Raw genomic sequence first — 12920 nt, forward strand, 5'->3', positions numbered from 1 at the left:
GTGCCATGCCCTTCGGTTTCAGGTTAGTCCTGAATGTTTAGCTTGCTGCGATCGAACCGCCAATTGCCGCCGTTACTGCGGACACGACCGCGGTAAAGAATAGCCACCAAGCAGCCGTTGCCGCTGCTTTGCGAGTTTCGTCAAGCTGACGCTGCGCCTGATATTTAACGGTTTCAACACGACGCTGCGCTTCCATTTGTACCCGCTCTGCCCGTTGCAGAACACCCACCCGTGCCGATTCGATTTGATCCACAATGCGGTGGGCGTACTCGTTGGGAATGTCGGCGCGTGACCCCAGGATTGCCATCATCGTGCCGCGATCGAAATGGCTTAGACGATCGCGAAGGGCGTCAAAGCCAGCCTGCGGATCGTCAAACAGTTGCAGCACGTCGCGCTTGATGCCTTCGTAGTTGAGTTCGGGGCGATCGAGCGAGTTGAGGTAGCTGCGAATCCGATCGAGGATGTTGTCGATCACCGACTGAATGCGGTACTGCACCTGTCGAATCTGATCGAGGAACTGCATTAGGGTCGAGTTGACCTGATCAACAATTCGCTCGGCTTCTTCACGGGAGATGTCTTGACGTTGAGACATCAGCGCAATCAGCGTCGATCGATCAAAGCGAGACAGGCGATCGCCCAACTGGTACATTCCGGCTCTCGGATCGTTCAGCAGGGTTTGCAGATCGCGCTTGATGCCTTCAGGATTCAGCTCTTCCTTGTTGGTATTCCGCAGGTAGTCTTCCAGCATCGACTCAAAGCCCATTACCTGCTGCTGCGTTCTCAGCGCGAGACGGCGGGGGCTGCGGCGAATCTGGGCGATCGAGTTTTGCACCTGATCGATAGTCCGGTTCACCTGATCGGAGCTGAGATCCTGACGCTGACTGAGCAACTGCACCAGCGTATCGCGATCGATGCTGGCAAGTCTGCGGCGTAGGGCGAGCGATCCTTCCTTCGGATCGTTCAGCAGAGTTTGCAGATCGCGCTGAATCCCTTCGGGATTGAGGGCTTCTTTGTTGGTGTTCCGCAGATATTGAGCCAGGGTTTCGATCGTTTGATTGGTGCGATCTTTCACCGTATCCACTGCGGTTTGCGGTGCGTGAACGACCGAATTCCAATTGGACTCAACCTGACCCACAATCCGATTGGCTTCGTCGTCGGTCAAATCTTGACGCTGGCGCAAAAGCTGTACGACGGTATCGCGATCGAAGTGACCTAACCGATTCCGCAAGGAAGAAATGCCCGTCTGCGGGTCGTTCAGCAGAAGCTGCAAATCGCGCTGAATCCCTTCAGGGCTAAGTTCGGCTTTGCCTGTGCTGCTGAGATAGTTCGCAAAGCGATCGCGCAGCGTGGTGAGTCGCTCTTTTGCCTGCTGATCGAGCGATCGAGATTCTTCTAACGCCTGATTGCGAGTGGCTTCCAGCGCGTTTAGAATCGTTTCTGTTTCCTCGGGCGTGAGATCCTGACGCTGCATCAGCATTTGGCGCAGGGCATCACGGCTAAAGGGAGCCAGACGCACTGAAGTGGTTTCGTACTCTGCTTCCGCATTGTGCAGAATCGCATAGAACGCGGGCAGAGTGCTGTTTGAGAACAACTGCTCCTTGGGCGTCAGCGTGAGATAAATTTCGATCCGCTGCTGCAAATCAGTCGTCACCTCGCGCTCTTTTTCGGCTCTAGCCGTGGTAATCACTTCCTGCCGAATGCGCTCAAGCTGGTCAGCGATTTCTTCAACCCGAGACGGCGTAAACACACCCCGCGACGAAAGTAGCTGCACAAACAGGGCACGATTCAGACGCGAAACCTGATCGATCACAGCGTCGGGGTCGGCTGCCGGATCATACAGCACTTCGCGGAATTCGCGATCGAGCCGTTCGGGAGTCATCTGCCAGGAATAGGTATTCAGCAGATAGTGTTCCACATCGGTGCGAATCGGAGATGGCTGATTGTCGCCTTTCACCTGCGACACCGCTTTGCTAGTTTGCTCCGAAACGGTTCCTGAAGCAGATTTAAGGCGATCGACAATTTGGCTCACGTTAATGTCAGACAGATCGGTGCGCCCCATCACCAGGCCAATCAGCGTATTCAGACCTGTCATTGCGGTCTGCTGCATCATGCCCTGGCTTGCACCCGCATTGCTACCTGTGCTTGCAGTACCGGCTGTACTGGCTGCATTGTTTGCGGCATCCGCTGCGCTACTTGCTGCACTACTCGCGGCATTCACCGCATTTGTAACATTGGCTGCCAAGGTCGTATTGTTGGTTTGCGCCTGACGCAGTTCATCCGCAAGGCGATCGATCTTGCGGTTCAGTTCGTCGATTTGAAGCTGTCCGGGCTGCGTGCTTTGCAGATAGCTGGTCAGTTCAGACATTTGATCGCGCCGCTGACGTTTGCCCAGCGTTTGCCGCCAAGTCCCTTCCAGTAAATCCGCAAATCGATTCACTTCCTGCGGTGAGAAGTCGGTGCGACGGCTGACCAGATCCACAAATGTTTGGCGATCGATCTGGCTCAGGCGGTTGTTGTCTGCCAACGCCTGAACTTCTGGATCATCCAGCAAACTTTCAAAATCACGTCGTACCTTAGTCAGGTCGTAATTAGGCAGGTTGAGTCGGTGCACGTAGTCTTCGATCGACTGGCGGATCTGCGAAGGGTCGATCGCACTGCCAATCTCATTGCGAACGGCTGATGCCACTGCTTCTGCGGTCGAAACTGCCTGCCGCTTTGCCATTTGTCCGCCGATCGCTGCCGTTGCCGTGTTGAAAACTGACTGGAAACCGGAAGTGGCTGCCTGCACGACCGAACCCACCATCGAGCCAACGGTCGTCGAGCTAAACCAGACCAGCAGCGAAAAGTAAGCCGCCCAGATCACCAAACCGACGATCGCCCCCAGCCCAGAGCTGGTCAGCAGACTGAGCTGCACTGCCAGATAACAGGCAATAAACAGAGCTAAACTTACGCTGATCAGCGTCCAGAGACCGACGCCAAACCCGATCTTGCGAATTGTGGAGCCAACGCCAGAATCATGGTCATCATCGTGATGGCTCGATCGACTCGATTGATGATCAGGATCGGTTGAGCGACCCAAAATTGAAATGCCTGCTGCGACCGAAAGGTTGGTTAGCACCAGCTGAATCGCAAATGCCAGCAGGATTCCAGAAATCAAAGCAACGAAAAACTGCGGTCCTGAAAACAGAACCGAGGTTTGTTCGGGGCGAGCCAGGTTTGGATCGACGGGAACTTGTGCAATCCAGGACAGCCTTCCCCAAGACTCCATAACTGTGAACGAATGAACCATGTCCGTTTCCTTCTAATACAAAACAAATTCACGCAAAGAGCTTGCGCGAGGCTGACGATGCGGAGCAGTTCCACGTGAGGGCGATCGCAGCACAGCAAAAATGAATATTCCTAATAGAGTAAGAATCTCTTTGATTGGGGAAATTTTCATCTCCCCCAGGTGAGAAAGACCCGCCTACTCAAGCCTGGATTGTAAGCACGATCACCAGTAGACGGGCAAATGCTGAACCGATCGAAGTAGGGAAATGCAAAGCAATAACGACAAATTGTGCTAATCGAAATAATTAACAAAAAAATAGCAATAGATTCGATGAAACCCGTTTTTTACCGGATTATGACGATCGAAATCTATTGCTGATTTGTTAGGAGAGAGTCTAGGGTAGGGGAAATCAAACCGGCTGTGATTATGCTTCTTCCCAGAGTTTGCGAACTACGCCTGGCAGAGCTTCAGCCACTTCCTGAATTCGTTCTGGCGATAGCTCGTCCTTGGTAGCTGAGAAGACCGCTTTAACGACCGTTTCTCGATCGGTGGTCGGCGGTAAGCCTCCCTCATTTGCCACACGGAACAAGAAGCGATCGTCGTCGATCTTCAACAAAAATCCGGCGTTGTCATGCAGCGGCGGACGAAAACGACTGACAAAGGCAACCAGCGGATTGGTGTCATGCCATAAATCGCTAATTTCCATTTTCAGAGCCTTGTTGTCGGTTGGCAGAACCTCTTCGTGCAGTTCAGATTCAACGCGATCGGCAGCTTCTTTGGTCAACAGATCGCGCATGACGCGGAAGACCACTTCGGTCAGGTCGCGGGCATCGAACAAATCTGGCAGACTGCCTTTAACCATCACCTTTTCCAGGAACGGCTTATCCTTATCGAGGATCGGCACGCTCGGACCTTTCTCGATCGCTTTGGGCGGTTTTGCCTTCATTTCTTCCAGCATTTTGCGTCCCTTCTGGGTCAGCTCTGCCTTCTCAAATTCGATCAGGTGAGGCAAAGGACCATCGGACGAACCGAAGGTACCCGCAATCCGAAAGTCAAATTCCTTCGGGTTCACGGCATCCGGCACGTCTTCCTGATTGCCGTAGGCATTGCCGCTAAACTCAGCGTTGATATACTGCTCTTGGTTCAGGAAATCTAAATGTCCGAGAAGCTCAACCGGAGTCACTTCCATTCCGGCCAAATCCGTTTCAGTAATCTTTACTGGATCTGGACCCGGGCCTTGATCGCTTTCATCGATCTTTTGCAGCAGCACATAAACCAAGTCATCACGAATAAAAATCGGCATTATCTTCTCCTGTGTGCTTCTCGCTTTGAAAATCTAAACAATTTTGATTGCAAAATTAATGGTTGTAAACCCAGCCTAAGGCTTAAAAATCTATCCTCGTTCTATTCTCGTTTTAATGACCTTTTGTCGTTTCTGGCTTCGCCTGTGTTCCTCTCCCAAATCGCTGCTTTTTCACCAGATCGATCGTCTCAGGAACTTTATCTGGAAGCCCACGCAGATTCTTTAATCCCGTGTCTCCGATATTGCGTTTCGCCTTATCGCCCAGGTCTTCTGCTTTGCGCTGAATCCGCTTTAGGACTTGCGGGCTAATTGTATCCACCTCATTCGGTTGCGCCTGAATAATGCGAAGTCGCTTTTCAGGGGCATTTGGCGCATCCGATGCAGCTTGCGCCTGAACGGTGCTCTGCAGAACAAATGCTGGAGTCAAGAGCAAAGCAACCGTCATCAAACCGATCGCTAGTGTTCGGCTGATTGTGCGGAGCAGTTGCATCTGACGCAGCCAACGCATCAATTGACGCATATTCAATTCTCCAAGTATTCAGTTCGGTCAGTAAGGTTTAAACAATGAATCGATCGCTATTAATTAACAATTCGACTCAATCATGCAACTCAATGATGCAACGGCGTTCCCAAATCTTTGTATAAGATCGCACTGTTAATTTTCTTTGGCATCATTCAAAAGATGGAAGTAGAGATGGGTCAGCAGACAGAAAAATTGCTCCCTCTTCAGCTAGATTTCGATAGAACTTCCTGTCAATTGCAGCCCTATCGGTTCTCGACCTGCCCCATTAAACTTGTCCCACTGCCTTTAAACAGCGGTTGTAAGTTCAAGAGGTTTAGGTTTAAGAGAGTGGTTTTTAGACATCAGTGATGAGGGTAGGCTTAAAACCTATCCATGCAACGTCTACCGTTTCGTTGGAGGCAATAGAGATGGTTAGGATCTAAAAATTGCGGCGATCGTGCCAAAATCACTCTGCGTCGAGGGCGATGCAGAATGAGAGGAAGAAAACATCCCAGGATGCAGCACGTACACGGTGCCCCCATACAGCAGGGTTTGCTCGATTGCAAGCTGAGTCAAGTCAATATCCCCTGCTTCAGCCCGCCAATGCACATCTACTTCCCAGGTGTAGGGATTAAACCTGCCCCACTTTTGATAGTTCGATGCGATGAATAGGGTTTTGACTCTGCGATCGACTGCTCTAGTAATGATTTCCCCAAGATGATTTGAGGCAGAGCCAACCTGAGCTGCCTGCCGATATTGACGTAATGCCTGCTCACGCTCACTGCTCACCAGCTCTTGAACCCGATTCCAGGCTTGTTGGTGCAATTCTTCCAGCTTCATCGTATCCAGGTTGCCAGCAATTTGTGTATTTAGCATGGTTGGGGCTGTGTTGATTGTGCGATAAGTGGACAAAAGTTGAGGCATTCCCGCCAGAAGGAGCGGCGCATTTTGCGGTTCTAAAAAGCGATCGAGCTGTTCTGCTAACTCTTGACAGTCGTCGTGCATTTGCTGCTTCAGAAAAGCTTCCTGTTCCAAAAAATCATCACGAAAATCATCGTAGATCAATGGGCGACCTACTGCACGGGAACCAATCAGGCGTTTCGATCGAGCCGCTCGAATTGAGGGTTCAAAGCGATGGAGTTCAATTGCGTCGACCAGCGGCTCTGGTAGTTCCTCTGAACTGACAATGCGAATTCCCTGACGAGAACCTTGCAGCAGTCGCACCCGACTCTGCCCAAATGCCAGCACATAGAACAGTTCTCCCTGGGTTAATAAGGGCATCAGCGGCTTCAAATCAAAACATTGCCCAACGCTCGCGGTTTCGATAAAACACCCTGGCAGTTGATAACAGCGTAAAAACCGAGGCTTGTAGAAAATCACCACACTTTCGGCAGTCAGCGTATTGATCACCTGCTGTTCCAGGGTTTGCATCGTGTCCCGAAAGTCAGTCGCGACTCTGGCTGCGAAATCAGGATCATTTGCCCGATCGCCTGCTTGATTAAGCTGTTGCTGAACGAGATGAATTGCCTGTTGAAATTGCTTCTGAGCCGCTCCAGATTTCCTGTGAATGCAAGCAGATAAATAGATTGAAACGCAAGGCAGCTCCGAAGGGGCTAAAAGTTCTGGTAATTCAACCCTGGAGAACAAACCCATCGCTAGCAAACCTCCGGTTTCGAAAAAGCTATTCCGAAAAAGCTGTGCAGTAGAGCTGCCAAACATAGAGATCGGGGAGGAGACCTCTCCCATCGCTCAAATTCTGTTGGTTCTACAATCTCAGATTTAGAAGATTCTCTACATCCGCCATGAGGTAACTTTCGCAACAGCCTGCCCTACCTCAGAAGATTTGCGCTCATGGCTTGATCACTATCAAAAGACAGAGGATCAATGCTCTACTAACCCTCTAATTTATGGTTAATTTGCAAACAAAGTCCTGCTTTCAGTCACCGCTTTCCTACCCTGCCGCAGCGCTTCAAATAAGTTCACAATATGTTCATGCTGAACTGAATATAACTTTGGCTAGAGGAAGTTACGCCAGCGTCTCAAGTAATGTGAGTAGCGTCTCAAGCCTTTTATAAAATTGCGAAAGCACGGAGTACTTTTGTGAAGCAAGTTGTTTCCTGGCTTAAACAGCTACGGATTGCCCGTCTCGCTATTGTTCTGGTCGCTGGATTTACGCTGTTGCTCACCTCCTGCAACAGTGGAAACATTCAAGGAGCACGCCCGGAAGTTCCCCCCGTGCAGATGGGAGGACAAAACAATCCCTACAAGGGAGGCGGTGACGGCTATACCGATTACAAGATGTCTACCGATCCGAAAGTGAGCGGCGAACACGGAAATCGTAATACAAAACCGATGATGCGTTCTTCGCTAATCGGTAATGGAGAATTGATTGCAAGCAGTGACGTAAAAAGTAATTCAGCACAGGATATTCTCTATCCCGGTGATGACGCTGAAAGAAGCAAAAATCCTGATGTAGGTCCAGTCGGACAGGATTATCGCGAGAAGATAATCAAGAATACGGAAACTGCAACCCCTGAGAAACAGCCGATTATCCAACGCTCAAATCCTAACGAAAAAATTCTAGAAAAGATTGGCGATCAATTCCAGCAATCAACTGATTTCATCAAAGATGCGCTCGAAGGTCAAGCGGAAGGTCAATCGAAATAATCCTGAATCCCATTTGATCGGCTTAAAATATAACGGAGTGTAAATATGAAGGATTTACTGTTCGATCGTTTTTCAAATCTTGTTGCTGCTGTGAAGCGGTTTCCGTTCGCCCGTATCGCTGTAGTTCTGGTTGCAGGGGTGCTGATGCTAGTTAGCACGGCTTGCGGCAATGCGGCTCCGCCTGTGTCGTCAAATAGCAGTCCGGCAAGCCCGATGTCGTCTAATCCGCCCACGCCAAGATCTTCGGGCGAAGGCTCTTACCATGCTAAGACAGGAGCCAATCAGCCCACTGAGTTGTATGACCCGATCCAGGAGCCTGAGGGCGGCATGAATGTGTACAGCGACACCGACCCTCGCTATCAGCGCAAAAACCTCGGTGCCCAGATCGAACGACGGGTGGATAAAGCCGAGAAAAATCTCGATAAATCGATCGAGAGCGTTGGAGACTACGTGGATAACTATACGAGCGGTGCACCGTTGGGTGAACGAGTTCGCAACATTACTGACAGCGTTGGCGAGTCTGCTGAAGATCTAACCGATCGCGTCAAAGGCGGAACCGATCGCGGCACTCAGAATGTGAAAGTGAACACCAAGCGTGCAGAAAGCAATGCCAGCGAAGCCGTGAAGGGAGTTGCTGAAGACACAAAGAGCAATGCTCGTGACTTGACCCGCAAAGCAGAACGCGCCCTGGACTAAGTTCGGGAATTGGTTCTGGACTAACTTTTGGACTAAGTTCTGGACTAATCTGCTTAAACAAAGTCAATCGCCTAGTCCCTTTCCTGTTCAAGGTCAAATCAGTTTAAAACTTGAGGCTCAGAAGCCCGACGATCGAAGTGATTTACATCATTAGTAAATGGCTTAAGCGATCGGGTTCTGGGCTTAAAATTTGCAAAAAAATAACTTGCGGTGAGGCATTGACTGCTAGAAATCCTGCCAATGTTGGAGGGTTGCTTCAGATCAGATGCCTTTTGCGAGCGAACTTGTAACAAAGGATACTCGTCTCGTGAACGCTTGCTGGGACTTCACTGGTATCTGCTGGAACTCATTTCTGGAAAGGAGCGAAAACATCACGTATCCATAAGGGAATAATTGGCTTATATCTCTGCCCACGATCTCCAATGAGTCAAAAGCCGAAGAAGACTGTTCTGCTGGTTGATTACGAAAATGTTCAGAACATAGATTTGTCTGTTATTCAAGATCAGGACATTGACATCAAAATATTTGTGGGGCAGGTTCAAAGTAAGATTCCGATCGAACTAGTTCAAGCGACTCAGCAATTAGGGCAGAGAGTTGAATGGATCAAAATCGATGGAGCAGGCAGTAACGCACTAGATTTTTACATTGCTTTCTATCTTGGCAAATTGAGCAAGGAGATTAAAGGTATATCGTTTCTCGTTCTGTCTAAGGACAAGGGATTTGATCCATTAATCAAGTACATCAATAAAAACAAGATTAAGTGCCAAAGAATAGAAAGTCTGGCTCAAATTTCTAAAGAGAAGGCTAAAGCAAAAGAAACCGTAATTGCTCAAGATACAGATTCTATAACCAGGGTGATAAATGTTTTGTCAAAGATAGCAAACAACAGTCGCCCAAAGACCCGAAGAAGTTTGCATCAGCACGTCAAATCAGTGCTACAGAAGAAACTAAGCGATAAGGCGATCGAAACCCTTGTCGAAACTCTATTTATACAAAAGAAAGTTACTGAAGTGAACGATCGCCTGACTTATAATTTTTGAGCTTCTCATTAACTGATAACTTCAGCGACAAAAAAGGACGGGCACTCGACCCATCCTCTTCTCTACTGAGCTTTAACTAATGAGCTTTAACCAACCGCTTAAAGCAAACTACTTCGCTGATGTTTCCCGTGCGGCGGCTGCCTCATCAGGGTGGATGCCCAAACGAGTCAGGTTGACCCGTCCCCGGTTGTCAATTTCGCGGATTTTGATGATCACTTCATCGCCAACTGTCACTTCGTCTTCGACTTTGCCGACGCGATAGTCTGCAAGCTGGGAGATGTGGATCATGCCTTCTTTGCCGGGAAGAAATTCGACGAATGCGCCGATCGGGATAATCCGCGTCACTTTGCCGACATAAACATCGCCTGCGCTCAGCTTGCGCGTCATGCCTTCGATGATGGCACGTGCCTGTTTTGCCTTGTCGCGATCGACGGCAGAAATGGTGACGGTTCCATCGTCCTGGATATCGATCTTGGCTCCGGTTTGCTCGGTGATGCCCTTGATCGTCTTGCCGCCCGGACCAATGATCATCCCAATAAATTCGGAGTCAATCTTGATCGTAAGCAGGCGCGGCGCAAAGGGCGACAGTTCGGTACGGGGCTGGTCGATCGCCTCCAACATTTTGTTCAGAATGTGCAGACGCGCTGAGCGAGCCTGACCGATCGACTGAGCGACCACCTCGATCGGCAGTCCAGTAATCTTCATGTCCATTTGCAGGGCAGTAATGCCGTCGTCAGTTCCGGCAACTTTGAAGTCCATATCGCCGAGGAAGTCTTCAATGCCCTGAATGTCGGTGAGGATGCGAACTTCTTCGCCTTCCTTGATCAGACCCATTGCGGCACCGCTCACGGGTTTAACGATCGGCACACCCGCATCCATTAGTGCCAGCGTTGAGCCACAGACCGACCCCATCGAAGTCGAACCGTTCGAAGACAGCACCTCAGACACCACCCGAACCACATAGGGAAACTTGTCTTTTGGCGGAAGCACGGGAATAATTGCCCGTTCTGCCAGTGCGCCATGTCCAATTTCCCGTCGTCCTGGAGAGCGCATTGGCTTGGTTTCACCCACCGAGTAAGGCGGGAAGTTGTAGTGGTGCATATACCGCTTTTCTTCGTCGGGATGCAGGTCGTCCATCTCCTGCTCTTCTCCCGGCGTTCCCAGCGTCACGACCGACAGCACCTGCGTTAAGCCGCGCTGAAACAGGGCACTGCCATGGACTCGCTCAGGCAGCAAATGGGTACGGCAGCTAATGGGACGGACTTCATCGAGTTTGCGACCGTCTACGCGCACATTGTCTTCGACGATCTGGCGGCGCATCAGCTTTTTCGTAATGTCCTTAAAGGTGTTGCCGATCGCCTTGCCGTCTGCCATTGCTGCCACCCGCACCGGATCGTCTTCGGGCAGGGCTTCAATCTCAGTTACGAGCGACGCTTTCACCGCATCCAGCTCAGTATCCCGATCGGTTTTGGTGAGTTCAAACTGCGAGAGAATTTGCTTGACCGGGTCTTTTGCCCGTTCAGTAATGAAATTCTCCAGTGTTGTGTCTACTTCCGGCGGCGTTATCAGGGCAGGTTCGATGCCCAACTCTGCCATCAGGTCGCGCTGTGCCTGAATCAGGTCGCGAATCACCTCATAGCCAAAATCGATCGCCTCGATCACATCCTGTTCGGGCAACTGATTGGCTCCCGCTTCCACCATGATCACGCCGTCAGGAGAGCCTGCCACCACCAGATCCAGATCGCCGCGCTCGATCTCGTCATAGGTGGGGTTAATGATAAAATCATCACCGACCAAGCCAACTCGTACTGCTGCCATCGGACCATTAAACGGAATGCCTGCCAGCAGCGTGGCGATCGAGGCTCCGGTGACTGCCAGCACATCCGGCGGCACTCGCTCATCTAGAGACATCGTGGTAGCGACAATCTGAATATCATCGCGCAGCCAGCCCGGAAACAAAGGACGCATCGGGCGATCGATCAAGCGACTAATTAGGGTGGCTCGCTCAGGAGGACGACCCTCTCGTCGCAAAAACCCGCCGGGAATGCGCCCGGCTGCATAAAGCCGCTCTTCGTAATCCACAATCAGCGGCAAAAAATCGATTCCTTCTCTTCCCGCAGCCCGCGTTGCTGCAACAAAAACGGCTGTATCTTCTAACTGAATTAATACCGAACCGCCTGCCTGCGGAGCTAGCAGACCTACTTTGAGTCGAATATCCCTACCATCGATGGATATTGACTTATCTACTTCTTTCAACATGAAGCGTTTTTCCTTCTTGGTGTCCTCATTTCTTCTTCTCGAAGAAATCCTAGCACTGATATCCTTGTACTGACCGATGTCCTGACTGACAAGCCAGTTCTCCTACCATTATTGTCGCTTGAATGTACAGCAACTTTAAATAATTTTTAATTTATTTCTAATCTTTTGACTTTTTTTGACTCTCTTGATGCCACTGATGCCGCAGGCGCGATCGGGCAGAAAACTTGTGAACGGTGCAGCCTTCCCTGAAGCCGGTAAAAGAATCTAAACTCAGTTAAGAATGATTTGCAATTAAAGACCTGACAGGGTTTAATCGGTCTAGGTCAGATTGCGGTCTTTGTTGCTGTCTAGGATTGAGTTATCGCGGAAGAGCTGTGCGTTTAAACCTGCTAAAAACTGTGCCCGTTGGAACGATCGCCCTGGTTCTATCGATCGGGCTACATGGCCTGCTGTTGGGCTTGCCTCTGCCGGAGCGAGATGTTGTTTCCGAACAAACAGAGCCTGAAGCATCTGAGTCGTTAGAGCCGATCGCAATTCGCGCTGCCGTTTTGCCCGTTGCTGCACCGAAGCCGACCATTTCTCCCACACCGCAATCGGCACCGAAGGCAACCCCGAAGCCTGCACCGCAAGCGGTTGCTCCGCAGTTCCCCGCAGGGGTAATCGTCCGTCCTGTGCCTCAGGCTGCTCCTGTTCCTGCGATCGCGCCTTCACCCTCTCCGGTTCCCAGTCCTGCTGCAACTCCCATTGTTGTCAGCCCTTCCCCGACGCCCAGCCCGACTCCTTCCCCCGAACTTTCTCCTAGTCCTACGCCCAGCCCCGATGCGTTTACCGCCAATTTTCCCCACTTTGAAAATGCCCAGGCGGGCTGTTTCGGCTTAGAAACCTGTCGTCAAATCGAAGGCGAAGTCAGTTTCCGGGAGGTCGGACGCACAATGATGGCACAGCTTGAAGCAAAGGGCTACACGGTGCGCCTGAGAGACGATCTAGCAGATGATACCGGGCGGAAGGTGTATGAAGTTTCAAAAGATGATGAAACCCAGTATCTTAGCGTTCTTTCTGGTCTGGACCTGGGACGAACGGTGTATGTGCTGGCTGCGGAGCCGATGACGATCGAGGATTTACAGACTGGGAATGTTGGTGGAGTGCCGGAAGGGTAGGGAATTTTTTGTTTGGAGGGGCTGTTTG

Annotated in this window: 9 protein-coding genes; 4 read left to right on the plus strand and 5 right to left on the minus strand. The window is 50.7% G+C overall.

Annotated elements, in window-relative coordinates:
• Window positions 1-37: 37 nt before the first annotated feature.
• From NDI45_RS15210 to NDI45_RS15225, 4 genes are all read right to left on the minus strand, one after another.
• Window positions 38-3289 carry an MFS transporter gene (locus NDI45_RS15210; RefSeq protein WP_348247836.1) on the minus strand — a complete coding sequence of 1084 codons (3252 nt, stop codon included), beginning with the start codon at window positions 3287-3289 and terminating at the stop codon, window positions 38-40.
• A gap of 403 nt (window positions 3290-3692) precedes the next feature.
• Window positions 3693-4571: a DUF2267 domain-containing protein gene (locus NDI45_RS15215; RefSeq protein WP_348247837.1), complete on the minus strand. Its 879-nt coding sequence runs from the start codon at window positions 4569-4571 to the stop codon at window positions 3693-3695.
• A 112-nt stretch (window positions 4572-4683) separates the two neighbouring features.
• Window positions 4684-5091: a hypothetical protein gene (locus tag NDI45_RS15220; protein WP_348247838.1), complete on the minus strand. Its 408-nt coding sequence runs from the start codon at window positions 5089-5091 to the stop codon at window positions 4684-4686.
• A 414-nt stretch (window positions 5092-5505) separates the two neighbouring features.
• The gene (locus NDI45_RS15225; RefSeq protein ID WP_348247839.1) at window positions 5506-6792 is read right to left on the minus strand and encodes a hypothetical protein; all 1287 of its coding nucleotides are present in this window, start codon (window positions 6790-6792) and stop codon (window positions 5506-5508) included.
• Window positions 6793-7173: 381 nt separating this feature from the next.
• Here NDI45_RS15225 and NDI45_RS15230 point away from each other — a divergent pair, with 381 nt between their 5' ends.
• The 3 genes from NDI45_RS15230 (at window position 7174) to NDI45_RS15240 (ending at window position 9476) form a co-directional block, all read left to right on the plus strand.
• Window positions 7174-7740: a DUF6658 family protein gene (locus NDI45_RS15230; protein WP_190790236.1), complete on the plus strand. Its 567-nt coding sequence runs from the start codon at window positions 7174-7176 to the stop codon at window positions 7738-7740.
• A gap of 45 nt (window positions 7741-7785) precedes the next feature.
• Window positions 7786-8436 (plus strand): hypothetical protein, encoded by a 651-nt coding sequence (locus tag NDI45_RS15235; protein WP_190790237.1) that lies wholly within the window; start codon window positions 7786-7788, stop codon window positions 8434-8436.
• Between the two features lie 422 nt (window positions 8437-8858).
• Window positions 8859-9476 (plus strand): PIN domain-containing protein, encoded by a 618-nt coding sequence (locus NDI45_RS15240; protein WP_348247840.1) that lies wholly within the window; start codon window positions 8859-8861, stop codon window positions 9474-9476.
• A 108-nt stretch (window positions 9477-9584) separates the two neighbouring features.
• Here NDI45_RS15240 and NDI45_RS15245 read toward each other — a convergent pair whose 3' ends face one another.
• On the minus strand, window positions 9585-11732 hold the full coding sequence (locus NDI45_RS15245) for a polyribonucleotide nucleotidyltransferase (protein ID WP_190790246.1): 2148 nt from the start codon (window positions 11730-11732) through the stop codon (window positions 9585-9587).
• Window positions 11733-12109: 377 nt separating this feature from the next.
• On the opposite strand from NDI45_RS15245, the gene NDI45_RS15250 reads away from it, so the two are divergent.
• Window positions 12110-12892: a hypothetical protein gene (locus tag NDI45_RS15250; RefSeq protein ID WP_348247841.1), complete on the plus strand. Its 783-nt coding sequence runs from the start codon at window positions 12110-12112 to the stop codon at window positions 12890-12892.
• Window positions 12893-12920: the final 28 nt, after the last annotated feature.

This window comes from Leptolyngbya sp. GB1-A1, from assembly GCF_039962475.1.
Taxonomy (GTDB): Bacteria; Cyanobacteriota; Cyanobacteriia; order Elainellales; family Elainellaceae; genus Leptolyngbya_A.

What these genes read in the sequence shown, in the direction of transcription:
- NDI45_RS15235 (WP_190790237.1), top strand. Translation starts at nt 7,786, where the DNA reads ATGAAGGATTTACTGTTCGATCGTTTTTCAAATCTTGTTGCTGCTGTG.
- NDI45_RS15240 (WP_348247840.1), top strand. Translation starts at nt 8,859, where the DNA reads ATGAGTCAAAAGCCGAAGAAGACTGTTCTGCTGGTTGATTACGAAAAT.
- NDI45_RS15210 (WP_348247836.1), bottom strand. Translation starts at nt 3,289, where the DNA reads ATGGTTCATTCGTTCACAGTTATGGAGTCTTGGGGAAGGCTGTCCTGG.
- NDI45_RS15215 (WP_348247837.1), bottom strand. Translation starts at nt 4,571, where the DNA reads ATGCCGATTTTTATTCGTGATGACTTGGTTTATGTGCTGCTGCAAAAG.
- NDI45_RS15225 (WP_348247839.1), bottom strand. Translation starts at nt 6,792, where the DNA reads ATGTTTGGCAGCTCTACTGCACAGCTTTTTCGGAATAGCTTTTTCGAA.
- NDI45_RS15220 (WP_348247838.1), bottom strand. Translation starts at nt 5,091, where the DNA reads ATGCGTCAATTGATGCGTTGGCTGCGTCAGATGCAACTGCTCCGCACA.